22 protein-coding genes, 1 pseudogene and 1 riboswitch are annotated in these 23,505 nt (G+C 73.1%); of the genes and pseudogenes, 7 read left to right on the forward strand and 16 right to left on the reverse strand.

Annotated elements, in window-relative coordinates:
- Positions 1–109: 109 nt before the first annotated feature.
- On the forward strand, positions 110–2,071 hold the full coding sequence (locus ACZ4E1_RS30845) for a M13 family metallopeptidase (RefSeq protein WP_467545668.1): 1,962 nt from the start codon (positions 110–112) through the stop codon (positions 2,069–2,071).
- A 115-nt stretch (positions 2,072–2,186) separates the two neighbouring features.
- Here ACZ4E1_RS30845 and ACZ4E1_RS30850 read toward each other — a convergent pair.
- The 6 genes and pseudogenes from ACZ4E1_RS30850 to ACZ4E1_RS30875 all read right to left on the reverse strand — a co-directional run bounded on the left by ACZ4E1_RS30850 (position 2,187) and on the right by ACZ4E1_RS30875 (position 8,267).
- Positions 2,187–2,892 (reverse strand): annotated as a pseudogene (locus tag ACZ4E1_RS30850) (dienelactone hydrolase family protein).
- 81 nt (positions 2,893–2,973) lie between these two features.
- Positions 2,974–3,813, reverse strand: coding sequence for an ABC transporter ATP-binding protein (locus ACZ4E1_RS30855; RefSeq protein WP_467545670.1), 840 nt, complete (start codon positions 3,811–3,813; stop codon positions 2,974–2,976).
- Complete coding sequence (locus ACZ4E1_RS30860; protein ID WP_467545671.1) at positions 3,810–4,823, reverse strand: ABC transporter ATP-binding protein; 1,014 nt, start codon at positions 4,821–4,823, stop codon at positions 3,810–3,812. Before ACZ4E1_RS30860 ends, ACZ4E1_RS30855 begins: the two co-directional genes overlap by 4 nt.
- Positions 4,820–5,686 carry an ABC transporter permease gene (locus ACZ4E1_RS30865; RefSeq protein ID WP_467545673.1) on the reverse strand — a complete coding sequence of 289 codons (867 nt, stop codon included), beginning with the start codon at positions 5,684–5,686 and terminating at the stop codon, positions 4,820–4,822. The genes ACZ4E1_RS30860 and ACZ4E1_RS30865 overlap by 4 nt, the downstream gene beginning before the upstream one ends.
- Positions 5,683–6,636, reverse strand: coding sequence for an ABC transporter permease (locus tag ACZ4E1_RS30870; RefSeq protein WP_467545675.1), 954 nt, complete (start codon positions 6,634–6,636; stop codon positions 5,683–5,685). The genes ACZ4E1_RS30865 and ACZ4E1_RS30870 overlap by 4 nt, the downstream gene beginning before the upstream one ends.
- Positions 6,633–8,267, reverse strand: coding sequence for an ABC transporter substrate-binding protein (locus tag ACZ4E1_RS30875; protein WP_467545677.1), 1,635 nt, complete (start codon positions 8,265–8,267; stop codon positions 6,633–6,635). The genes ACZ4E1_RS30870 and ACZ4E1_RS30875 overlap by 4 nt, the downstream gene beginning before the upstream one ends.
- A 159-nt stretch (positions 8,268–8,426) precedes the next feature.
- Here ACZ4E1_RS30875 and ACZ4E1_RS30880 point away from each other — a divergent pair, with 159 nt between their 5' ends.
- On the forward strand, positions 8,427–9,494 hold the full coding sequence (locus tag ACZ4E1_RS30880; RefSeq protein WP_467545679.1) for a LacI family DNA-binding transcriptional regulator: 1,068 nt from the start codon (positions 8,427–8,429) through the stop codon (positions 9,492–9,494).
- Positions 9,495–10,239: 745 nt separating this feature from the next.
- Here the strand turns inward: ACZ4E1_RS30880 and ACZ4E1_RS30885 are convergent.
- From ACZ4E1_RS30885 to rho, 6 genes are all read right to left on the reverse strand, one after another.
- Positions 10,240–11,556, reverse strand: coding sequence for a hypothetical protein (locus ACZ4E1_RS30885; protein WP_467545681.1), 1,317 nt, complete (start codon positions 11,554–11,556; stop codon positions 10,240–10,242).
- Positions 11,557–11,602: 46 nt separating this feature from the next.
- Positions 11,603–12,799: a CaiB/BaiF CoA transferase family protein gene (locus tag ACZ4E1_RS30890; protein ID WP_467545683.1), complete on the reverse strand. Its 1,197-nt coding sequence runs from the start codon at positions 12,797–12,799 to the stop codon at positions 11,603–11,605.
- Positions 12,800–12,929: 130 nt separating this feature from the next.
- Entirely contained in the window at positions 12,930–14,045 is a 1,116-nt protein-coding gene (nicT, locus tag ACZ4E1_RS30895) for a Nickel transporter NicT (RefSeq protein WP_467545798.1), read from the reverse strand.
- 29 nt (positions 14,046–14,074) lie between these two features.
- A riboswitch (cobalamin riboswitch) is annotated at positions 14,075–14,296 on the reverse strand.
- Between the two features lie 66 nt (positions 14,297–14,362).
- A complete protein-coding gene (locus ACZ4E1_RS30900; RefSeq protein WP_467545685.1) occupies positions 14,363–14,884 on the reverse strand; it encodes an inorganic diphosphatase in 522 nt (173 codons plus the stop codon).
- A gap of 64 nt (positions 14,885–14,948) precedes the next feature.
- Positions 14,949–15,440, reverse strand: coding sequence for a GNAT family N-acetyltransferase (locus tag ACZ4E1_RS30905; RefSeq protein ID WP_467545687.1), 492 nt, complete (start codon positions 15,438–15,440; stop codon positions 14,949–14,951).
- Between the two features lie 31 nt (positions 15,441–15,471).
- Positions 15,472–16,608: a transcription termination factor Rho gene (gene rho / locus ACZ4E1_RS30910; protein ID WP_467545689.1), complete on the reverse strand. Its 1,137-nt coding sequence runs from the start codon at positions 16,606–16,608 to the stop codon at positions 15,472–15,474.
- Positions 16,609–16,965: 357 nt separating this feature from the next.
- Here rho and ACZ4E1_RS30915 point away from each other — a divergent pair, with 357 nt between their 5' ends.
- A complete protein-coding gene (locus ACZ4E1_RS30915; protein WP_467545690.1) occupies positions 16,966–17,676 on the forward strand; it encodes a class I SAM-dependent methyltransferase in 711 nt (236 codons plus the stop codon).
- 7 nt (positions 17,677–17,683) lie between these two features.
- Here the strand turns inward: ACZ4E1_RS30915 and ACZ4E1_RS30920 are convergent, their stop codons facing one another.
- Positions 17,684–18,340, reverse strand: coding sequence for an alpha/beta fold hydrolase (locus ACZ4E1_RS30920; RefSeq protein WP_467545692.1), 657 nt, complete (start codon positions 18,338–18,340; stop codon positions 17,684–17,686).
- A 107-nt stretch (positions 18,341–18,447) separates the two neighbouring features.
- Positions 18,448–19,398, reverse strand: a complete 951-nt coding sequence (locus tag ACZ4E1_RS30925) for an oxidoreductase (RefSeq protein ID WP_467545694.1) — start codon at positions 19,396–19,398, stop codon at positions 18,448–18,450.
- An 84-nt stretch (positions 19,399–19,482) separates the two neighbouring features.
- Here ACZ4E1_RS30925 and ACZ4E1_RS30930 point away from each other — a divergent pair, with 84 nt between their 5' ends.
- Together ACZ4E1_RS30930 and ACZ4E1_RS30935 are read left to right on the forward strand one after the other, a co-directional pair.
- Positions 19,483–20,121: an acyl-CoA-like ligand-binding transcription factor gene (locus tag ACZ4E1_RS30930; protein WP_467545696.1), complete on the forward strand. Its 639-nt coding sequence runs from the start codon at positions 19,483–19,485 to the stop codon at positions 20,119–20,121.
- Between the two features lie 92 nt (positions 20,122–20,213).
- Positions 20,214–21,011: a VOC family protein gene (locus ACZ4E1_RS30935; protein ID WP_188340449.1), complete on the forward strand. Its 798-nt coding sequence runs from the start codon at positions 20,214–20,216 to the stop codon at positions 21,009–21,011.
- Between the two features lie 13 nt (positions 21,012–21,024).
- Here ACZ4E1_RS30935 and ACZ4E1_RS30940 read toward each other — a convergent pair whose 3' ends face one another.
- The gene (locus tag ACZ4E1_RS30940; RefSeq protein WP_467545800.1) at positions 21,025–21,666 is read right to left on the reverse strand and encodes a peptide deformylase; all 642 of its coding nucleotides are present in this window, start codon (positions 21,664–21,666) and stop codon (positions 21,025–21,027) included.
- A gap of 223 nt (positions 21,667–21,889) precedes the next feature.
- Between ACZ4E1_RS30940 and ACZ4E1_RS30945 the strand changes: the two genes are divergently transcribed.
- On the forward strand, positions 21,890–22,657 hold the full coding sequence (locus tag ACZ4E1_RS30945; RefSeq protein ID WP_467545698.1) for a GNAT family N-acetyltransferase: 768 nt from the start codon (positions 21,890–21,892) through the stop codon (positions 22,655–22,657).
- A gap of 4 nt (positions 22,658–22,661) precedes the next feature.
- Here the strand turns inward: ACZ4E1_RS30945 and ACZ4E1_RS30950 are convergent, their stop codons facing one another.
- Positions 22,662–23,021 carry a MarR family winged helix-turn-helix transcriptional regulator gene (locus ACZ4E1_RS30950; RefSeq protein WP_467545802.1) on the reverse strand — a complete coding sequence of 120 codons (360 nt, stop codon included), beginning with the start codon at positions 23,019–23,021 and terminating at the stop codon, positions 22,662–22,664.
- A 194-nt stretch (positions 23,022–23,215) separates the two neighbouring features.
- Between ACZ4E1_RS30950 and ACZ4E1_RS30955 the strand changes: the two genes are divergently transcribed.
- Positions 23,216–23,491, forward strand: a complete 276-nt coding sequence (locus ACZ4E1_RS30955; protein WP_467545700.1) for a hypothetical protein — start codon at positions 23,216–23,218, stop codon at positions 23,489–23,491.
- The last annotated feature ends 14 nt before the right edge of the window (positions 23,492–23,505 follow it).

Here is a 23,505-nt window from a genome sequence, read left to right on the forward strand (position 1 = left end):
CCCTGCCGGATCTCCACCGCCCCGGTCGGCCCCGTGCCGCCGGGGCGGTGGCGTGTCCGCGGGGCAGGGGGACGCGCTTCACGGCACCTGACCTGGGTAGGCTGCGTCGATGAGCACTCTGGATGACGCACGTCCGGGCATGGACCCGGCGATCCGCCCGCAGGACGACCTCTTCGGACACGTCAACGGCCACTGGCTGGCGACCGAGCCGATCCCCGACGACCGCTCCAGCTGGGGCCCCTTCGTGCAGCTCGTGGACGTCGCCGAGCAGCAGGTCAAGGAGATCATCCAGGAGATCGCCGAGGGCGGCCCGACCAGCCTCGACGACACCGAGGCACGCAAGATCGCCGATCTGTACGCGTCGTTCATGGACGAGGAGCGGGCCGACGCCCTCGGCCTCGACCCGGTCCGGCCGCTCCTCGACGAGGTGGCGCGGATCAGCGACGTCTCGCAGCTCGCCGGCTTCCTGGGCCGCTTCGAACGCACCGGCGGCTCCGGCCTGTTCGGCGCGTACATCGACACCGACGACCGCGACTCCGACCGCTACCTCTTCAACCTCCTGCAGGGCGGCCTCGGCCTGCCCGACGAGTCGTACTACCGCGACGAGAAGTTCGCCGAGACCCGCGAGAAGTACGAGGCCTACCTCACCGAGCTGTTCACGCTCGCCGAGCACGCCGACCCGGCCGCCGCCGCGCGCACCGTCCTCGCCCTGGAGACCCGGCTCGCCGAAGGGCACTGGGAGCGCGCCGAGACGCGGGACGTGCAGAAGACGTACAACCTCACCACCTTCGACGAACTCACCGCGCTCGCCCCGGCGTTCGACTGGCGCGGCTACGTCACCGGGCTCGGCGGCAGCGACGACACGCTCGCCCAGTCCTGCGTGCGCCAGCCCTCGTACCTGGCCCACCTCTCGACCGTCCTCACCGAGGTCCCCGTCGAGCAGTGGCGCGACTGGCTGCTCGCGCGCGTGCTGCGCTCCAGCGCCCCGTACCTGTCCTCGCCGTTCGTCCGCGTCAACTTCGACTTCTACGGGCGCACGCTCAACGGCACCCCGGAGCTGCGGGCCCGCTGGAAGCGCGCCGTCGCGTTCGTCGAGGGCGCCATGGGCGAGGCCGTCGGCAAGGAGTACGTCGCCCGGCACTTCCCGCCGGCGTCCAAGGCCCTGATGGACGAGCTCGTCGCGAACCTGCTCGAGGCCTACCGGCAGTCCATCGGCGCCCTCGACTGGATGACGGACGAGACGAAGGAGCGGGCGTACGAGAAGCTCGCCACGTTCCGCCCGAAGATCGGCTACCCGGACCGCTTCCGCGACTACGCGAACCTGACCGTCGTCCCCGGCGACCTGCTGGCCAACGCGCACGCGGCCGACGCCTTCGAGCACGACCGGCAGATGGCCAAGATCGGCGCCCCGGTCGACCGCGACGAGTGGTTCATGCTGCCGCAGACCGTCAACGCGTACTACAACCCGGGCACGAACGAGATCTGCTTCCCGGCCGGCATCCTGCAGAAGCCGTTCTTCTCGCCGGAGGCGGACGCGGCCGAGAACTACGGCGGCATCGGCGCCGTCATCGGTCACGAGATCGGCCACGGCTTCGACGACCAGGGCGCCCAGTACGACGGCCAGGGCAACCTGAACGACTGGTGGACCGCGGACGACAAGGCCGCGTTCGAGGGCAAGTCGAAGGCGCTCATCAAGCAGTACGACGGCTTCTCGCCGCGCAACCTGCCGGGCGAGTCCGTCAACGGGGCGCTGACCGTCGGCGAGAACATCGGCGACCTCGGCGGCCTCACCATCGGGCACACCGCCTACCTCATCGCCCTCGCCGGGGCACCGGTTCCCGAGGCGGACGGACTCAGCGGCTCCCAGCGGCTGTTCATGAACTGGGCGTTCTGCTGGCGCACCAAGCGGCGCAAGGAGCAGGAGCAGCAGTACCTGACGATCGACCCGCACTCGCCGCCGGAGTTCCGGGCGAACATCGTGCGCAACCTCGACGAGTTCCACGAGGCGTTCGGCACGGTCGCGGGGGACGGGCTGTGGCTCGACCCCGCGGATCGGGTGCGGATCTGGTGAGTCGTCGTTGAGCGGGGTCGGGGGGTTCAGGCCCCCCGACCTTGCCGTCTCGGGGCTCCGCCCCGGACCCCGCTCCTCAATCGCCGGAGGGGCTCAAAGGAGATGGGGCTTCTGCTCAGATGGTCGACTTCAGGAAGTCGAGCGTGCTGGTCCACGCCTGGCGCGACGACTGCGCGTCGTAGGCCTCCGGGCGGCCGTCGTTGAAGAAGGCGTGGCCGGCCGGGTAGAGGCGGAAGTCGGGCAAGATGCCGGACTGTTGCTCGATCGTCCGGCGCAGGCCGTCGAGGGTGGGCAGCGGAATCGACTCGTCGCGTTGCCCGTAGTGTCCGAGGATCTGGGCCCTGAGCCCCGAGAAGTCGGGGACCTCGTGCTGGATGACCCCGTAGAAGGGGACCGCCGCCGAGACCCGCGCGTCCTGCGCCGCCAGGTGCAGCACGAAGCCGCCGCCCATGCAGAAGCCCACCACGCCGACCGTGCCGGACGTGACCTCGGGCCGCGCGAGGAGATGGCCCACCGCGCCCGAGAGCAGCTCCACGGCCCGCTGCTCCGGCAGTTCCCGCATCATGCGGAAGGCCTCCTGCGCGTCGTGCGCCATACAGGTCGGGCGCGAGCGCGACGAAGCCCTCGGCGGCCAGCCGGTCGGTGACGTCGGCGATGTGGTCGGTCAGGCCCCACCACTCCTGGATGACGATGACACCGGGGCCGCGGCCCGAGGGCGGCAGCGCGAGGTAGCCGTGCGCGGGCGTGCCGTCGCTGTCGAACGTCACGTTCTGGTGAGCCGGGCGGCCGGTGGACCGGGGCGCGTCGGGGGTGTCCGTCACGAGGTGCCTCCTGTAACTGGATGATCGGATTCCACGATGCCAGTCCGGACACCCGGTGACGGCGCGGGCGCGCTCGGCTCGTCAGGCGGGCCCCCGATCCCGCCGGGCCGCCCCCGGCACCCAGCCCCGCCGCGGTACGGAGTCCAGGAGCAGCCGGGTGTACGGGTGCTCGGGCGCGTCCAGGACCCGGGCCGCCGGGCCCTGTTCCACGACCTGGCCCGACCGGAGCACCAGGACCTCGTCGGCGATGTGCCGGACGACGGCGAGATCGTGCGTGACGAACAGGTAGGCGATGCCCGCGTCCCGCCGGATCACGGCGAGCAGCGCGAGGATCTGCGCCTGGATCGACACGTCCAGCGCGGCGACCGCCTCGTCGAGGACGAGGACCCGCGGCTCGACGGCCAGCGCGCGGGCGATCGCCACGCGCTGGCGCTGCCCGCCGGAGAGCCGGCGGGGGAGCGCGGTCGCCTCCCGCTCGCCGAGACCGACCTGGTCGAGGAGTTCGGCGACCCGGGCCCGGCGCGCGGTGGCGTCCAGGTCCGTGTGCAGCCTCAGCCCCTCCTCCACACACGCGCGCACGGTGACGCGCGGGTCGAGCGAGAGATAGGGGTCCTGGAACACCATCTGGATCTCGCGGGCGCGGGCGAGCCGTTCGGCCCGGCCCCGGGCGCGCGCCGAACGGTCGCGGCCGTCCAGGCGCACGGTGCCGGAGTCCGGCCGCTCCAGGCCGACGAGCATGCGGGCGGTCGTCGTCTTCCCGCTCCCGGACTCGCCGACGAGCGCGAGCGAGGCGCCGGGCGCCAGCTCCAAGGAGACGCCGTCGACGGCGGTGTGCCCGCCGAACGTCTTGCGCAGCCCCTCGACCACGAGGCCCTGCCGGGTGGCGTCGGTGGTGGTGGTCGTGCTCGTGGTCGTCGTCATGGTGCGATTCCTTCGTCGGCCCGGTGACAGGCGGCCAGTCCGTCGCCGTGCCGGGCGAGCACGGGCGTCTCCTCGGCGCAGCGCGGCAGGACGTGCGGGCAGCGCTCGGCGAAGGCGCAGCCCGGCGGTGCCTCGGCGAGCGACACCGGCCGCCCGGGGATCGGCCGCGGCGGCGGCGCGTCCGGTTCCAGGCGCGGGGTGCAGCCGAGCAGGCCCGCCGTGTACGGGTGCCGGGGCCGGTCGAACAGCTCGTCCGTGCCGCGCGTCTCGACGATGCGGCCCGCGTACATCACGTAGACGCGATCGCAGACCGCCGAGGCGAGTTCGAGGTCGTGCGTGACGAACAGCAGTCCGGTGCCGCGTTCGGCGCGCAGCCGGGTCAGGATCGCGATGATCTCCGCCTGCGTCGTGACGTCCAGGGCGGTGGTCGGCTCGTCGGCGAGCAGCAGCGCGGGTTCGGCCGCGAGGGCCGCCGCGATGACGACCCGCTGCAGCATGCCGCCGGAGAACTGGTGCGGGTGGCGGCGCAGCGCCCCGCGCGGGTCGCGGATGCCGACCGCCGTGAGGAGTTCCTCCGCGCGGGCGGTGGCCTCGGCGGCCGGGGTGCCGGACGCGCGCAGACCCTCGGTGAGGAAGTCGCCGACCCGGCGCAGCGGGTTCACGGAGGCACGTGGGTCCTGGAAGACCATGGCGACCTGCCGGGTGCGCAGCGCGGCCAGCTCCGCCGGGCCCATGCCGAGGACGTCCCGGCCCCTGACCCGCACCTGTCCCTCGGCCCGGGCGCCGCCGGGCAGCAGCCCGAGCACGCTGCGGCAGGCCACCGACTTGCCGGAGCCGGACTCGCCGACCAGGCCGACCGTCTCGCCGGGCAGTACGTGCAGGCTGACGCCGTCCAGGATCGGCCGGGCGGCGCCGGATCCGGACCCGAGCGCGACGGTCAGGTCCGTGATCTCCAGGACCGGGTGCCGGTCGTCGGGGCGGTCCTCGGGTGTCGTGTCCAGCGTCTTCATCGCTCCCGCCTCGCAATCCGGTCGGCGAGCCCCTCGCCGACGACGCCGAAGGCCACCACGGCGAGCACGATGCACACCGACGGCGCCAGGGTCGGCAGCATCGCGCCGAGCTGGACGGCCGACTGCCCCTCGTTGATCATGGCGCCCCAGTCGGCGGTCGGCGGCTGCACGCCGAACCCGAGGAAGGAGAGCGCCGCCAGGTCCATCAGCGCGTAGCCGAAGTTCATCGCCGACTGGGCGAACACCGTCGGCACGATGTTCGGCAGCAGGTGACGCAGCGAGATGGTCCAGCCGGACCAGCCCTGCACCCGGTACGACTCGATGTAGGCCCGCGCCTTCTCCTGCCGGGCGATGCCCCGCACGAGCCGGCCCACGTACGGGGTGTACGCGACGGCCATCGCGGCCACCGGAGCCGTCATCCCGGAGCCGGCCACGGCCACGAGCAGGATCGCGAGCAGCAGCCCGGGGATCGCGAACACGAGGTCCATCGAGCGGGACAGCAGGGCGTCCACCCAGCCGCCCCGCCAGGCGGCGGCCACGCCGAGCACGGTGCCGAGCAGCGTGGACACGGCGACGACGAGCAGCGGACCGAGCAGGCCGGTGCGGGCGCCGTACATCACCCGCGACAGGATGTCCCGGCCCGACTGGTCGGTGCCGAGCGGATGGTCGCCCGAGCTGCCGACCAGACTGTTGGCCAGGTCGACGGCCTCGGGGTCGTGCGGTGCGAGGACCGGGGCGAGCAGCGCGACCAGGACGAGGACCGCGAGCACCGCGATCGACCCGGTGAACATCGGCCCCTGGCCGAGGAGTCGGAGCCGCCCGAAGCCGATCCGGCGGTGCGGCACAGCAGTTGTCGTCGTCATGCGGAACCTTCCCCGCGCAGCGACAGGCGCGGGTCGATGAGAGGAGCGAGGAGGTCGACGACGAGGTTCACCACGCCGAAGGCCGCCACGCTGAGGAGGGTGATCGCCTGCACGACCGCGAAGTCCTTGGCGGTCACCGACTGGACGAGCAGCGAGCCGAGCCCGGGCACGTCGAACGCCGTCTCGACGATGGACGTGCTGATCAGCAGGCCCGCGAGCATCGTGCCGCCGACCGTGACGACCGGCCCCAGCGCGTTGCGCAGCACGTGCCGGCGCACCACGTCGCGGTGCGCGACACCGCGGGCCCGGGCCACCTCGACGTGTTCCCGGCCCAGTTCGTCGAGCATCGCCGAGCGGGTCACGCGGGCCAGCAGCCCGGCGAAGGTGAGCGCGAGGGCGAACGCGGGCAATGTCAGGTGGTACAGCCGCTCGGTGAGACCGCTCGGGGTGCCGCCGGGCCCGGGGAACCAGCCGAGCCGCACGGAGAACAGCGACACCAGCACCAGCGCGGTCACGAACGACGGGGTCGCCGTCGCCACACCCGTGCCGACGAGCACCGCGCGGTCGAACAGCCCGGGGCGCAGCGCCGCCGCGATCCCGGCCGCCGTGCCGAGGACGGCGACGAGCAGCGCCGCGTACCCGACGAGGACGGCGGTGCCCGGGAGGCGGGAGCCGATCAGCCCCGAGATGTCCTGGTGGAACTGGGCGGAGCGGCCGAAGTCGCCGTGCAGCACTCCGCCGAGCCACTTCCCGTACTGCAGCGCCAGCGGGTCGTCCAGGTGGTACTGGGCGCGCAGCGCCGCCACGGCGTCCGGGGTCGCCGGACGCCCGTGCAGCAGGAACGTCACCGGGTCGCCCGGCGCGAGATGGATCGCGCCGAACACCACGAGGGAGGTCACGAACAGCACCGCCACCAGCCCGGCGAGCCGTCCTGCCAGGTAGCGCGTCATCGCTTCGCGGCCCCGATCATCGCGGCCCACGGGTAGTACAGCTGGGCGATGCCGGTGGGCGCGCCCGTGACGCGTGGGCCGAGGAACACCGAGTACGGGGCCTCGTACACCGGGATGATCGGCAGCTCGCGCATGGCGATCTTCTGCAGGTCACCGGTGAGTTCGGTGCGCTTGGCGGTGTCCGGCTCGGCGTTCGCCCTGTCGAAGGCGGCGTCGTACTCGGCGTTCGACCACTTCCCGTAGTTCCCGAAGTCGCCGGTGCGCAGGTACTGGTAGAACTCCAGCGGGTCCGGGGTGTTGTCGTAGCCGTTGGTGATCACCAGGTCGAGGCCCTTGCGGGAGCCGGGGTCGACGAAGATGTTGCTGTACGCGTCCGGGGCGACGGCCTTGAGCCGCACGTCGAGGCCGATCTTGCGGCCCGCGTCCTGCACCGCGTTGGCGACGACACTGATCTCGGGAGCCAGGGTGCTCGTGACGATCGTGACGCGCGCGCCCTTCGCGCCGGCCTCGGTGACGAGCTTCTTCGCGGCCGCGATGTCGAACGCGGGCTCGGGCAGGGCGTCGTACAGCTTGTGGCCCCGCTCCGCGTCGAGGGCCCAGGCACCGCGCGCGGCCGGGGCCTTGGCCGGTTCGCCGACGCCGCCGGCCGCGGCCTTGATGATGTTCTTGCGGTCCAGCGCCATCGACAGGGCCTTGCGGACCTTCAGATCGCCGAGCGGGCCCTTGAAGTCGAGCACGGCGAGGTCGGCCGCCGCCGTGTTCGGGCCGAACAGGAGCTTGCCCTTGCCGCTGGAGCGCAGCTGGGCGAAGGACGAGGACGGCACGAGGTAGCCGCCGTCGGCGGTGCCGGAACGGAACGCGTTGGAGCGCGCGGCCGGATCCTCGATGAACGTGAACTTCACCGCCGCCGACTTGGGCGCGAGCCCTTTGTCCCAGTACCCGGCGAACCTCTTCAGCGTGATGCTGTCGCCCTGCTCCCAGCGGTCGAAGGCGTACGGGCCCGTGCAGTTGACCGAGCCCTTGGGGGTGCCGTAGTCCTTGCCCTCCTTCGCGAGGGTCGCGGCGGACTCGATGGTGCCCGGCGAGGCGGCGAGCAGCTCGTTGAAGAGGACGTCGGGCCTGGAGAGGCGCACCGTCACCTCCAGGTCGCCCGTCTTCGCTATGGACTTGACGTTCTTGAACGCCGAGCCCCAGGGCGAGCCGGTCTTCGGGTCCATCTGCCGCTTCAGCGACGCGACCACGTCGTCGGCGGTCATGGCCGAGCCGTCGTGGAACTTCACGCCCGGGCGCAGGGTGTAGACGTACGTCTTCGGGTCGGGCTGCGCGTATTTCGCCGCGAGCCCCGGCTCGATCTTCAGGTCGGGCGTCACGCGCAGGAGCTGCTCGCAGACGTTGGCGAGCACGGTGTTGGGCGGGTAGTCGTAGGCCAGCGCGTAGTCGAGCGTGTACGGCTCCGCGTACAGCGACCAGGTGAACGAGTCGAGCGGTCCCTTCGCGGCCGGGGAGGTCGCCTCGACGGAGTCGGTGGCGGAGGGTCCCGCGGACTGATCGGTCTGAGCGCCGGAGCACGCGCTGGTGGCGGCGAGTGCGGCGACGCCGGCGAGGCACAGGGCGGTTCTGGGCATGCGCATGCGAAATCACCCCTATACGGGTTCGACGGATGCAGGTGGTGGTTTCCCGGAGTGGAGGCCGGGCGGGGGGTGGACCGAAGTATTGATGCGGGAACGTTCCCGCACAAGGCTTTGCGGGAACGGTTTTGCTGAGGTCGTGAGGGTGGCAGCATCAGTGCCATGACCGAACCTTCACAGCGCTCCGGCCACGCGCCGCCGCCCGCGCGCGTCCGGCTCGTGGACGTCGCCCGCGAGACGGGCCTGTCCAAGACGACCGTCTCCGCCGCGCTCAACGGCACCGGCCGCCTCTCGGACGCCGTGCGCGAGCGGGTCAAGGAAGCGGCCCGCGTCATGGGGTACCGGCCGAACGCCACCGCACGCCAACTACGAGCGGGGCGCGCCCGGTTGATCGGCTACGTGGTCGGGGAGTACGCCCAGGAACCGTGGGCGTTCCTGGAGTCGCCGTACGTGGCCCGGCTGACCGGGTCCACCGCCGCGACCGCGCTCTGCCGGGGGTACGCGATGGTGCTGCTGCCCGCCGGGACCGTGCAGAACGAGTGGGCCGACCTGCCCCTCGACGCGGTCGTCGTCGCCGACCCGCTGTCGGGAGACCGGATCGTCGACGACCTCCTCGCCGCCGGGATCCCGGTGTTCAGCGACCGCTCGGTGGCCGGGAGGGACGGCGCGTACTGGGTGGACGTCGACGCCGGGGCCGCCCTGCGCGAGGTCCTCGACCATCTCGCCGGGCAGGGGGCCGGGCGCCCCGCGCTCGTCGTGCCCGCGACCGACACCCGCTTCAACCGGGACGCGCTCGCCGCGTACGGCGCGTGGTGCGTGGAGCGGGGCGTGCCCGAGCGGGTGGCGCGGGCCGAGGAGGCGGGGAACGGGCCGGTCATCGCGGCGACGGAGGCGGTGCTCGGGCGGCCCGGCGCCGCCGCGCCCGACGCGTTGGTGCTCGTCGCCGAGGTGAGTCCGCCGCTCCTGCTGGAGGCGGTGCGGCGCGCCGGCTTCGACGTGCCCGCCGACCTGCTCGTCGTCTGCGTCAGCGAGGACGTGACCGCGCTGCACACCGACCCGCCGATGACCACGCTGAGCCTGAACCCGCGCGCCGTCGCGGAGGCCGGTGTGGAGCACATGGTGGCGGTCCTGGAGGACGGCCGCCTCGATCCGGCCGGAACCCTGGTGCCGACGCGGCTGGAGGTACGGGGCTCGTCCGTACGGAGGGCTCCGGCGGGGGAGGGCGGGTAGTTCGGCCGACCGCCGGTTTCTGGGGCGCGGGCGGTCCGAGCGGGCTGGGGTGTGGGTGCCGACTCGGCTGGAGGTGGGGCCCTGGGTGTGGAGGCCTCCGGGCGGGGAAGCTGGTGAGTTCCGTGCGGGTCGCCGGTTGCCGGTTTCCGGGGCGCGGGTGGTTCGAACTGGCTGGAGTGTTGGGTGCCGACTCGGCTGGAGGCGGGGGCTTGGCGTGGAGGCCTCCGGTGGGGGATACCGGTGCGTTGCTGCGGGGCACCGGTCGCCGCCTTCCGGGCGCGGACGGTTCGAACCGCCGGGCAGTTGGTGCAGACCCGGCCGGAAGCGGGGGCTCGGTGTGGAGGGCTCCGGCGGGGGACACAGGTGAGTTCCTGCGCGGCGCCGGTCGCCGCCTTCCGGGGCGCGGGCGGTTCGAACCGCCGGGGTAGTTGGTGCCGACCCGGCCGGAGGCGGGGGCTCGGTGGGGAGGGCTCCGGCGGGGGCCACCGTCGAGTTGCTGGTCGCCGGTCGCCGGTCGCCGGTTGCTGGCTCCTGGGGCGGGTGGTTCGAACCGGCGGGGGTGCTGGGTGCCCACACTCGGCTGGATGCGCGGGCCTCGCCGGGCGCCGGTTGCTGGAGTGTGCGCGGCTCGGACCGGCCGGGGGCGCCGGGGGCGTCCGTGGTGAGGCCTCAGGCGCCGGATGCCGGAGCGAGATCGCCCGACGCCGGGCGCGGCCACTGTGGGGCCGCGCCCGGCGGGGCGGGGTCAGGCGGTGGGGTGTGCCTTCTGGAGTGCCGTGAGGCACGCGGCGATCGCCTGCTGGAGCTCCTCCAGGCGCCGCACCATGTCGTCCTCGACGATGTCGTCGATCTCCGCGACGTCGTCGAAGGTCAGCTCCTCGAAGGCCTTCGTCGCCTTGGAGATGCTGCTGTAGAACTTGGCGCGGCGCTCCTGCACGCGCAGCTCCGGGTCCTTCTCGACGGTCTCGGCGACGAGGTTGCGCACCGTGTCGTACGCCTCGCGGGCCCACTCGCCCGCCTCCTCGTCCTCGTCCAGCTCGTCGATCAGCGACAGGTGCCGCTCGGCCTCCTCGCGCAGCTCGGGCGACGCCTCGATCTTCTGGCCCGCGGCCGTCTTGACCTGGCCGTCCTCGGCGATCTTCCGCACGTACTCGAGTTGGCCCCCGGTCTTGGCCTCCTCGGCGACGGCCTTCTTCAGCTCGTCGGCGCGCACGATGTCGCGGGCCAGACCCGAGCGCAGCACCGGGTCCTCGCCGAGGCGGTCCATGAGCGCCTTGCGGGCCGCCTCCGCGGTGCCCGGGTCGGCGAGGATCGCGGCGCGCAGCGCGGTCGGGTTCTCCGCGACCTCCAGCGCCTTCGTCGGACGGATGCCCTCCGCCTCGGCCGCCTCCGAGATCGCCTGGCCGCGCACGGACGTCGCGCTGGAGCGCGACACGTAGTACGACAGCCACACGTCGGCGTCCGGCAGCTCGACCTCGACGCCCGGGGCGAGCGCCTCGAACTGCGGGACCAGGCCGTCGTCGGCCGCCCGGTCCCACGTCTTGTAGAAACGCATGACGCGATCGGCCGAGCACTCGGCGAGCGCAGCGAACCGGCGCGCCGAGACCTTCTCCGTCTCGCCCGCGGCCTGCCCGCCGGGGCGCACGCTGCGTGCCACCTTGAGCGCGAAGGTCCAGCCGCCGGTCCGGGCGTAGCCGCCGAACTCGCGGGCGTCCCGGACGATGGCCTCCGGCACCTCACCGGAGAGGTCCTCGGCGTCCTCGACCGATGCGCCGGCCTCCGCGTCCACGTCCGCGCCGGTGGCGTCCCCGGTCGGAGCCGCGGCGGGCGCCTCGGGCTGCCAGAAGTTCTCCTCCCCGGCGGCGGGCGACGCCGGCGCGGGCACGGGCGGCACGACAGCCCCGGCTTCGACGGCCCCGACGGCCCCGACGGCCCCGTCGGCCTCGGCGGTCTCAGCAGCCCCAGCGGTCTCTCCGGCCGCGGGGACCACGGCGCCCCCGGTGTCCTCGGCGTCCTCGCCGGACGGGACGGCTGCCTCGGACGAGTCGATGGCTACGGTCACGTAGGTACTCCTGGGTGATCGGGCACGTGCGGGTTGACGGGATACTTTATCGCTCCGATTGGGGTGTTTTGTGCGCGAGTTGTGTCTCCTCGCCGTCGAGCCCCAGTTCGGCCAGTACCGCAGCGGTGTGTTCGCCCGCCGCGGGCACCGGCGCCATCCGGGGCTCCAGGCCGCGCGGCGTCGCGGGCGGGAGCAGGGCGCGGACGGGGCCGCCCGGGGTGTCCACGTCGCGCCAGCGGTCGCGGCCGGACAGCACCGGGTGCGCGAGGAAGTCCTCGACCGTGTTGAGCCGGGCGCTCGCGATCCCGGCCCGGTCAAGGAGCGTCACGACCTCGTCCGCGTCCAGCTCGGCGAAGCGTGCCGTCACGATGGCGTCGAGCTCGGTGCGCCGGGCGACCCGGGAGGAGTTGCGGTGGAAGCGCGGGTCGTCGGTGAGCGCCGCGTCGTCCAGGACGTGCGCGCAGAACGCGGCCCACTCCCGCTCGTTCTGGATCGCGAGCAGCACCGTCCGCCCGTCGGCCGCCGGGTAGGGCCCGTACGGGGCGATCGTCGCGTGCGCCGCGCCGACCCGCGGCGGCTGGGCGCCGGAGTACGCCGTGTAGTACGCGGGGTATCCCATCCATTCGGCCAGCGCCTCGAACAGCGACACCTCGACCGAGCGCGTCACTCCCGTGTCCCGGCGCTCGTACAGCGCCGTGAGGATCCCGGAGAAGGCGTACATGCCGGCCGCGATGTCGGCGATCGCGATCCCGACCTTCGCCGGTTCCTCCGGGCTGCCGGTCACCGACACGACGCCGGTCTCGCACTGCACCAGCAGGTCGTACGCCTTCCGGTGCGACCACGGCCCGTCGGAGCCGTAGCCGGAGATGTCGCACACGACGAGGGAGGGGTGCCGCTCGGCGAGCGCGGCGGCGGACAGGCCGAGGCGGGCCGCGGCGCCCGGCGCCAGGTTCTGCACGAAGACGTCCGCGCGGGCCAGGAGCCGCTCCAGTGCCTCGCGGCCCTCCGCCGTCTTCACGTCGAGCGTGACGGACTCCTTGGACCGGTTCAGCCACACGAAGTGACTGGACTGGCCGTGCACCGTCTCGTCGTAGCGGCGCGCGAAGTCGCCGCCGCCCGGCCGCTCCACCTTGATCACCCGCGCCCCCAGATCGGCGAGCTGGCGCGTGGCGAACGGGGCGGCCACCGCCTGTTCGAGACTGACGACGGTGATGCCGTCGAGGGGCAGGCGGGCCGTGCTCATGGGGCTTCCTCCGTGCAGGGGCGACAACGCGGGGGCGACGGACGCGGGGGCGCGGCGTCCGGCGGGCTCTCCCGCCGGACGGTACGCGATGCGCGCGCGGGCCCGGCCGGAGACCTCCCGTCCGGCCCGCTCAGCCGGCGCCGCCGCTGTCGGCCAGCCGCGCCGACCAGCGCTGCTCGACCTTCGCCAGACGCCAGTACGCGACCGCCGCCACCCACACCACGACGAACAGCCCGACGATCACGTACCCGACGTTGTCGAGGTCGAGGCCGGCGATCCAGCCCGTGACCGCGTCGGTCAGGTCGAGCTTCTCGTGGAGCACGCCCACGAGTTCGATCGTGCCGATGAAGAAGGCGACGGCGATGGACAGTCCGGTGATCGTGAGGTTGTAGAACACCTTGCGGACCGGGTTCGAGAACGCCCACTGGTAGGCGAAGTTCATGAACGTGCCGTCGAGCGTGTCGAACAGGCTCATGCCCGCGGCGAACAGCAGCGGCAGGCACAGCACCGCGTACCAGGGCAGTCCGGCCGCGGCGCCGCTGCCCGCCATCACCATCAGCGTGACCTCGGTCGCCGTGTCGAAGCCGAGCCCGAACAGGAAGCCCAGCGGGAACATCTGGCCGGGCCGGGTGATGGAACGGGTGAAGCGGCCGAGGATCCGGTTCATGAACCCCCGTGCGTCCAGGTGCGCTTCGAGCTCCCGCTCGTCGTACGAGCCGCCGCGCATCGCCCGGAACACCTTCATGATGCCGAGCAGGGCCACCAGGTTCAGTGCGGCGATCAGATACAGGAACGTGCCGGAGACGGTCGTGCCGACGACCCCGAGGACCTGGTGAGTACGTGAGTCGTCACTGGTCAGCGTGGTCGCGAGCGCCGTGCCGCCGGCCACCAGCGCCGCGAGGACCACGACGACACTGGAGTGACCGAGCGCGAACCAGAAGCCCACGGACACCGGACGCTTGCCGTCCGCCATCAGCTTGCGGGTCGTGTTGTCGATCGCGGCGATGTGGTCGGCGTCGAAGGCGTGCCGCATGCCCAGCGTGTACGCCGTGATGCCGAGCCCGATGCCGAACGCCTTGTGGTCCACCCGGTAGTGACCGGGGACGACGAGCAGGAAGAGCACACCGAACGCGACGACGTGCAGGGCGAGGATCACCGCCATCAGGCCCGCTGTGCGCAGGGTGTCCTCGCGCCGCCATCGGTAGGCGGACGGCGGACTCGTCGGGGAGTTCGCGGGCAGGGTCAAGCCGATCACGCTCCAGCACCTCGTGGATCACTTCGTGAGATGCCGTGGCCGGTCTCCTGGCTTACGGGCGAGCGACACCGCTCCGGCCTTCCCAGCGGCACGGGGCCGCCAGTGGCGTGATGAAGCGGTGCGCCTCGTGCCGCCCGAGGGCGGGGGCACGAGACCCGATCACAGTGGCGAGGGCCGCTCCGGACTTGGCCCCTGAGGGGTTGTCACCGGTCTTCCCGAACACCACGGCCCGCCCACCCTAGAGGGGCCGGAGCGTGACTGCATAGACGCACTCCGCGCACGTAGGAAAGATCACATGCGGCCGGGCGTCAGCCGGCCGTACGGCGCCGGCGGGCCCGCGCGATCTCCTCGTACGCCTTCACGCGCCCCTCCCAGTGCGAACCCTCGACGGACTTGCCGGGCTCCAGGTCCTTGTAGACCTCGAAGAAGTGGGTGATCTCCAGACGGTCGAACTCGGGGATGTCGTCGATGTCGCGGACTGCGCGGTGCCGCGGGTCGTGGGCGGGGACGCAGAGGATCTTCTCGTCCGGGCCCTTCTCGTCGCTCATCACGAACATGCCGATGGCCCGGCACTCGACGGCGCAGCCCGGGAACGTGGCGTCGCCGCCGGTCAGTACGAGCGCGTCCAGCGGGTCGCCGTCGCCGCCGAGCGTGCCGTCGACGTAGCCGTAGTCCGCGGGGTACTGGGTCGACGTGAAGAGCATCCGGTCGAGCCGGATCCGGCCCAGTTCATGGTCCATCTCGTACTTGTTCCGGGAGCCCTGCGGGATCTCCACGATCACGTCGAACGCCTCGTCGGCGCCCGCCTGTCCGCTGTCCAGCGTGCCCAATGTGGCCTCCTTGCCCCATTCCGACGTCCCGAGTGTGCGCCGGGTGCGGCGGATCGGGAACCCCTCAGACGCCGTCCGGAACGGCGAATTCGAGTTCGGGTCGCTCCCAGCCGACCGCGGGCGGCTGTGCGGGGACGGTCCCGGTGCGCAGCGCGCCCATCCCACGGTAGAAGCCCTCGGCGGGCGGATGCGCGACGACACGGACCCGATCGAGGCCCGCGGCGCGCGCCTCGGACCGCATGTGGTCGACGAGGAGCCGGCCGACGCCGAGTCCCTGCGCGTCGTCCGCGACGAACATCAGGTCCAGCTCGGCCGCGTCGACGAGCAGCGCGTAGAAGCCGAGGACGCGGCCCTCGGCCCGGTCCACGGCCGCGAAGACCCGGTGCGCCTCGATGTAGCCGGAGGTGACGCGGTGGTCGGCGACCATCGCCGCGTAGTGGCCCTCGTAGGCGCGCGAGCCCCGGACGATGCGGGTGAGGCGCCGTGCGTCGCGGGCGACGGCGCGCCGGACCGTGACGTCGGGCCGGGCCCCGGGCTGGGTAATCCTCGCATTCATGCTTCGAGTATTACGCATCCGCGGGTCGCCGTCAGGCGCCGGGCACGGTGGAGCGGACCTGGCGCAGGAACGCCGCGTTGTCCGGCGTCTGCCGCATGCGCTCCAGCAGCGTCTCGTACGAGGCCCGGTCGTCCCGCCGGCCGAGGGCGCGGCGCAGGGCGTGTGCGGCGGCCGTCTCCTCGGCGGTGAGCAGGAGCTCCTCGCGGCGGGTGCCGGACGGGTCGAGGTCCACGGCCGGGTGGATCCGGTGGTCGGCGAGGGCGCGGTCGAGCCGCAGCTCCATGTTCCCGGTGCTCTTGAGCTCCTCGAAGAAGAAGTCGTCGGCGCGGGAGCCCGTCTCGACGAGGGCCGTCGCGAGGATGGTCAGGGAGCCCGCCTCCTCCGTGTTGCGGGCCGCGCCGAACAGCCGCTTCGGCCCCTGGAGGGCGCCCGCGTCGACGCCGCCCGACAGGGTGCGGCCACCGGCGGCCGCGGCGTTGTTGTGGGCCCGGCACAGCCGGGTCAGCGAGTCGAGCAGGATCACGACGTCACGGCCCCGCTCTACCATCCGCTGAGCGCGGGCGACGGCGAGCTCGGCGAGTGCGATGTGCGCCTTGGCGGGACGGTCGAACGTCGAGGCGAACACCTCGCCGCGCACCGAGCGCCGCATGTCGGTGACCTCCTCGGGCCGCTCGTCGACGAGCACGACCATGAGGTGGGCCTCGGGGTGGTTGGCGGCGACGGCCGCGGCGAGCTGCTGGAGCAGCACGGTCTTGCCGGTGCGCGGCGGCGCGACGACCAGGCCGCGCTGCCCCTTGCCGACCGGCGCGAACAGGTCGACGACCCGGCCCGCGAGCCCGCTCGCCGGGCTCTCCATGCGCAGCCGCTCGGTGGGGTGCAGGGGAGTGAGATCGGCGAAGCGGGGCCGGTGCCGGGCGGTGTCGGCGGGGAGCGCGTCGACGGTGTCCACGGCCGTCAGGGTGTGCGGCCTCGCGCACGTGCCGTCGACGAAGTCGCCCTTGCGCAGGGCGAGTCGGCGCATGAGCGCGGCCGGGACCTGGACGTCGTGGGAGGTGGGGAGCAGATCGGGGGCGCGCAGGAACCCGGCCCCGTTCGGGCCGATGTCGAGGACGCCGCGGGCCCGCACGGGGGTCGTCGTGCCGGGCTTCTCGGGTGCGATGGTGGTCATGGTCGATCAGGGTCCTTTCGAGGACGGACGACGTGCGGGGAAATGCGGTGGGGATGGCTCCGGCGGACAGCGGGGCGGAACGAACACGCCCCCGGCCGGGAGAGACCTGGCGCAGGGCCGGGCGAAGCCCGACAGAAGCTCGTGACCAGGGAGAACGCGCAGACTGAGCGCGATGAGAACATGTGCGTGAAGCACAGATGACGCAGTGGCGAAACAGAAGGTGAAGCAGAAAGAAGAGAAGAGGAAATCGGTACCGGCGATCCGACGGACCTGCGCACGTACCACAGGAACCGTACCACCCCGACCCCGTCGCGCGGCACTCTTCTTGGGCGGGCGGCCCGCCTATGCTGAGCCGCGATGTTCACCTCCCAGGGCCCCACCCTCCGCGAGCTGGCCGTTCAGGCGCTCTCCTCGGTCGAGCACGGCTACGACCTGCTCGCGCCGAAATTCGACCGCACCCCCTTCCGCACGCCCGACGCCGTGCTCGCCCCCGTCACCCGCGCCCTGCGTGAGCTCGGCCCGTACGGCACCGGGCTCGACCTGTGCTGCGGCACCGGCGCGGGACTCGGCGTGCTGCGCGAGGTGTGCACGGTGCGCGCCGTCGGCGTCGACTTCAGCGCGGGCATGCTCCAGGTCGCGCGCGAGGCCGAACCCGACGCCGCGTACGTCCGCGCGGACGCGCAGGCGCTGCCGTTCGGACCCGTCTTCGATCTCGTCGTCAGCTTCGGCGCGTTCGGCCACTTCCTGCCGGAGCGGCAGCCGGAACTCTTCGCCCAGGTCTGCCGAGTCCTGCGCCCCGGCGGGCAGTTCGCCTTTCCGCTGCCCGCGCCCGCGCGGCCCGGATCCTGGGGCTACTGGGCGATGCTCGGCTTCGACGGAGCCATGCGGGTGCGCAACGCGCTGTGGCGCCCGCCGTTCGTCATGTACTACCGCACCTTCCGCCTCGGCGACGTCCGGCGGGAACTGGACCGGGCCGGCTTCGACGTGGCGCTGCACCCGCTGCCGGAACTGGGGGAGCGGCCCGACGGCAGCCCGCGCGCCCGGCTCGTCGTCGCCACCCGCCGTTGAACCGGCCCTAGGGCGCGGCCAGTTCGATGATCAGTCGGGCTGTCGTGTCCGGGTCGACGAGCTGGTGCAGATGCTCGCCGGGCAGCCGCGCCGTGCGCCAGCCCCGGGCGCGCGCCTCGGCCGCCTGGTCACCGTAGGGCGGGCCGAACAGCAGGTACGCGCACGGGTGGTCGTCCCAGTCGGCGGGGACCGGGATCTCCTGCTCGTAGTACGACAGGGGGAGCCTCGGCTGCTCCTCGACGACCGTGCGCCGCGTCATCGGGTCGGGCAGCATCGGCGCCACGTCGGCCTCGTCCCACCAGTCGGTCCAGCGCGGCAGCCGTCCGTCCACCGCCAACGGGCGCAGGAAACGGAGGAGTTCGGGCGGCGCCACCGGTGTCGGACCGGTCCGCGCGGGAAGCGCGGCGTCCACGAAGACCGAGCCCGTCACCGGGTGGTCGAGGCCCGCGCGGATCGCCGGCAGGAACAGGCCCGCGTTGCTGTGCCCCACCAGCACGACCGGGCTGCCCGCCGGGAGGTGACGCAGATCCTCGCGGACGGCCTCGACGACCGCGGGCCAGAACGGTGGCGCGCCGTCCGCCACGTGCAGCAGCGACGGCAGCCGCACCAGGTGGCCCGCCGCGGCGAGCCGCTCGGCCACCGGGCGCCAGGTGGAGGGACCCACGGACGGACTGTGCACGAGAACGAAGGTCGGTCGCATACGGCGATCCTGCCGTCCGCCGCCCGCACGGTGCGAGCGACTCGGCCGACAGCAGAGCGGCGGGTGCCTCCTCAGGATGTCCCGGGGTCGGGGAGCGGGTAGCGGACCTCGGTGAGCCGTTCGGACAGCTCCCACAGCCGGCGTCCGGAGTCCGCGTCCGTGGCGCGCGGCGCGAGCGGGACCCGCGTCGGGTCGCCGCGCAACTCGCCCATGCCGCCCGGCCCGATGAACTCGCCGCCGGTGACGCTCGGTTCGGTCGCCGCGTACAGCTGGGAGCGTGCTCCGGCCTCCGGTGACTGCGCCAGCGGGGCCAGCAGGCGGCCGTACAGGAGTCGTACGGTCCGCACGGGGGCGCCGTGCTGGAGGCCCGTCGCGGTGTAGCCGGGATGCGCGAGCACGCTGCGCACCTTGCTGCCCGCCGCCGTCAGGCGCAGGTGCAGCTGATGGCCGAAGACGGCGTTCGCCAGTTTGGACCGGTTGTAGCGCCCCATCGGGGAGTAGGCGCCCGTGCCGTCGAGGTCGAGCCGGCCCTGGCGGTGGTTGGGGGAACTGACGGTGACCACACGCGGGTCGGTGCCCGCGGCCAGCAGGTCCAGGAGCAGCCCGGTGAGGGCGAAGTGGCCGAGATGGTTGGTGGCGAACTGCAGCTCGTGGCCCTGGGGGCTGGTGGCGTACGGGGGCGCCATGATGCCCGCGTTGTTCACGAGCACGTCGATGTGGGCGTGGTCCGTGTGGAGGGCGTCGGCGAACGCGCGGACCGAAGTGAGGTCGGCCAGGTCGAGCGGGCGCACCTCAGGCAGGGCACCGGGCGTCTCGGCGGTGATCCGCTCGGCGGCCCGTCGGCCCTTCTCGGGGTCCCGTACGGCGAGGACCACGCGGGCGCCGCGCCGGGCGAGCGCCCGGCAGGTCGCGAGCCCGAGCCCACCCGAGGCTCCCGTCACGACGTGCACCCGGCCGGTCTGGTCGGCGATCGGTTTGTCGACCCGGTGTTCCTGACGCTTCTGCTCTTGCTTCCGTGTCATGTGGCACAGGCTGACTCTGATGGCACTTGGTGTCAAGACGCACCTTGGTGTCACTTCGCTCCTTGGTGTCATCTCTGGCACGGCATGTACGATGCCCGGGTGAGTGCGCGACCTGATCCGAGCCTGAGCCTCGCCGAGCGCAAGCGTCAGCTCGTCTCGGACGAACTGACCGAGGCTGCCTTGCAGTTGCTGGCCCTCAAGGGCTTCGACGGCGTCACCGTCGACGAGATCGTGGCGACCGCCGGCGTCTCCAAGCGGACCTTCTTCCGCTACTTCGCCTCGAAAGAGGACGTGGTCGTCCAGTTCCTCGCCGACATGGGCACCGACATGCGGGACGCGCTCGCGGGGCGGCCCGCGGGCGAACCCCCGGCGGAGGCGCTCCGGCACGCCGTACGAGTCCCCGTCACGACCTGCGCCGCCCATTCCGAGCGGGCCCTGCGCGTCGTGCGGCTCATCCTCGGCACCCCCGCGCTGCTCGCCCGCTTCCTGGAGCGCCAGGACCGCTGGCGCGACGAACTCGCCGAGGAGCTCGCCCGGCGCACCGGCCGCGACGCCGCCGCCGACCTCTATCCGTGCCTGGCGGCCGGCACCGCCCTGACCGCCTTCCACGTGGTCCTCCAGCGCTGGAGTGCCAGCGAGACGGCGCCGGACCCGGTCGCCCTCCTCGACGAGGCCTTCGACCTCGTCGCCCCGGCGCTCGACGCGGGGGCCCCGCGCGCCTGAGCCACGGATCGCGTCCCGTGCCGGGCGCGCCTAGCGTGGATCCGAAGCCGCCGGGCCACCCCGGGTCCGGCCCGCACGGAAGGCTCCGCGACATGCCCGCACAACCCGAAGGGGCCCCGGTCTGGGCCGACGCCATGTTCGCCGACCTGGAGGCCGCCAAGGCCTTCTACGCCGAGCTGTTCGGCTGGTCCTACGATCCGGGCGCCGAGGAGTTCGGCAACTACACGCAGGCGAAGACCGCGGACGGCAAGCACGTCGCCGCCCTCGCCCCGCAGATGCCCGGCACCCCGGCGGGCGTACCGGCCGCCTGGAACCTGTACCTCGCCTCCCCGGACGTCGCGGCCGCCGCCGAACGGATCAAGAGCGCGGGCGGCACGCTGATGATGGACCCGATGCAGGTCGGCGAGTTCGGCACGATGGTCACCGCGCAGGACCCCGGCGGCGTCATGTTCAGCGTCTGGCAGCCCGACACGCACGCGGGCTTCGAGAAGGTCAACGAGCCGGGGGCCTTCTGCTGGGCCGAGGTCACCGTCCGTGACGCTGACAAGACCGACGCGTTCTTCACCACCGTGTTCCCGTACGACGCGAAGACGATGGCCGACGAGCACGTCGACTTCCAGGTGTGGCAGCTCGGCGGACAGCCGGTCCTCGGCCGGATGAAGATGACGAAGGACTTCCCGGCGGAAGTGCCCTCGTACATCAACGTCTACTTCGTCGTGGAGGACTGCGACGCGGCCGTCGCCACCGTCCAACGCCTGGGCGGGCAGCTGCACTTCGGGCCGATGGACAGCCCGTTCGGCCGGTTCGCCGCCGTGGGCGACCCGCAGGGCGCCGCGTTCTCCGTCATCGACGTCACCCGCACGACCGGCGAGATGCCGAAGCTGGACTGATCCGCGGTCGCGGTCAGCCGCTCGCCGGCAGGGTGAAGCCCAGCTCCCGCGCGGCGTGCTCGGGCGTGGGCTGGGCCCAGCGCTCCACCGCCGCCTCCCTGCTGGTCAGCGAGCGGGGCTCCGCGCGGTCCAGGTACAGCGTGCCGTCGAGATGGTCCGTCTCGTGCTGCACGATCCGGGCCGGCCAGCCCGCGAGCTCCTCGTCCAGGACCTGCCCGCGCTCGTCCAGACCGCGCAGCCGCACCCGCTCGTGCCGGGCCACCACGGCCTGGTAGCCCGGCACGCTCAGGCAGCCCTCGTAGAAGGCGGCCCGGCGCCCGCCCACCGCCTCGTACGACGGATTCACCAGGACACGGAACGCGAGCGGCACCCGCCCCCGCGCCAGCCGCACCTCGTCCGGCACGATCGCGGCGTCCTCCAGCACGGCGAGCCGCAGCGGCACACCGACCTGCGGCGCGGCGAGCCCGACGCCGGGCGCGGCGTGCATCGTCACGCGCATGGCCTCGATCAGCCGCGCGAGCAGCGCGTCGGACAGCTGCCCGTCGAAGGGTTCGGCGGGGCGGCGCAGCACCGGGTCGCCCGCGGCGACGATCGGCAGCGGCGATCCGGCGTCGAGCAGCGACTCGACATGAGCGGTGAGGGCCTGGGGCGGCATCGGCGACATCGCGCCAGCATGCCAAGCCCTCTCCCCGCACGGCAAAGCGCCCCGTGGCGGCAGGCGTACGGGGGTGTTGCGGCGCCGTGAACGCGTGGCGACCCCGTGAACAGTGCGGCGCGAGGGAATGCGGATCTCCCCGGACACGGTTCGATCAGGTGCGGGCCATGGCGGTCATGGCCGGCACACGGTCGCGCGGCGGTGCGCGGGAGAAGGGGTCCGGATGACGCAGACGTACGAGGAGCGCGGCGCCACGCCTGCCGATTCCGCCCCGGAGCCCGGCGCCCTCGGGCGCACCGCGGGTGACGCGGTGCTCGACAATCCGGCCTTCGCCGCGCTGACCGGGCCGCACGCCCACCTCGCCGAGCGGAGCGGGAGGGTGCTGCGGTATCCAGCCGATGTGTCGCCTTGGCTCGGGCTGCCCGACGAGCCGGGGTCCGCGGACTGGGCCGACCTCGCGGCCTTCGCCGGCCCCGACGGCACCGTGCCGCTGCCCGGGGTGCGGCTCGACCTGCCGGAGGGCTGGGAGCTGACCATGGACTTCGCGGGGGTGCAGCTCGTCGGGGATCGCGTCGACGCGGCGCACGACCCCGAGGCCGTCCGGCTCACCGCCGCCGACGTGCCCGAGATGCTGGACCTGGTGGCCCGCACCCGGCCGGGCCCCTTCCTGCCGCGCACCATCGAGCTCGGCACCTACCTCGGCATCCGGCGTGGCGGTGCGCTCGTCGCGATGGCGGGGGAGCGGCTGCGTCCGCCGGGCTGGACCGAGATCAGCGCCGTCTGCACCGACCCGGACCAGCGCGGTCAGGGACTCGCCGGGCGGCTCGTGCGGGCGGTCGCGGCGGGGGTCCTGGAGCGCGGCGAGACCCCGTTCCTGCACACCGGCGCGGGCAACACGAACGCCATCCGGCTCTACGAGGCGCTCGGCTTCCGGCTGCGCCGCACCACCCGGTTCCGTGCCGCGCGGGTGCCCGGCGCCCCGGCCGCCTGACGGCTCAGATGCCCTGGGACGCCTCGTTGTAGCGCGTCAGGTACGCGGCGAACCGCTCCAGGTCCTCCTCGGGCCAGTCGCCGAGCCGCTCCAGGAGGGCCTGCCGGCGGCTGACCGTCACCTGCGCGAGGATCTCGGCGCCCGCCTCGGTGGGGTGCAGCACCTGCACCCGGTGGTCGTCCGGGTCGACCCGGCGGGCCACGAGACCGGCCCGCTCAAGGGCGGCGACCTGCCGGCTGACCGTGGACTTGTCCAGCGCGTAGTGCGCCGCGAGGTCCGTGGCGCGGCAGCCGCCCTGTTCGTCGAGATGGCCGAGCAGGGTGAAGGAGACCAGTGACAGCTCGGGGTGCATGCGCGCGGCCATCGCCCGGGCGCGGCGGGCGAAGGCCGTCAGCTCGCGCTGGATGTCCGACACGGCCGCCGCGCGGGCGGGCGTGGACTCGGGTGCTGACTCAGGTGCGGCCACGACGAGGTCCTTTCCGGTACTGGTTGCATTCTACAACTCCGCGCGCCGTGGCTGGAGGGGCGGGGCGCGGTGTCCCGGCTTAGCCTCCTGGCATGAGCGAATCGCGCGAGTTGTCCGAGGTGCCCGAGCGGCTCACCCTCCAGATCAAGCCCCGCCTCACCGATGCCGCGGGTCACACGGATCACGGCAACCCCCTGCGCTCCGTGCGGGTCGCCGCGACCGGCCGCGTGGGGGAGTCGGGCTACCCGAGGTACGAGGGTGAGGGGGTGCAGGCCGACGTCGATCCGCGCAGCCGCGCCGTCGAGGCGGTGACCGTCGACGGGCGCGAGCTGCCGTACGGATGGGTGGCCGAGGTCGCCCCCGAGTAGCCCCCGGGCGTGGT

It is taken from the genome of Streptomyces sp. NPDC025806 (genome assembly GCF_055558275.1).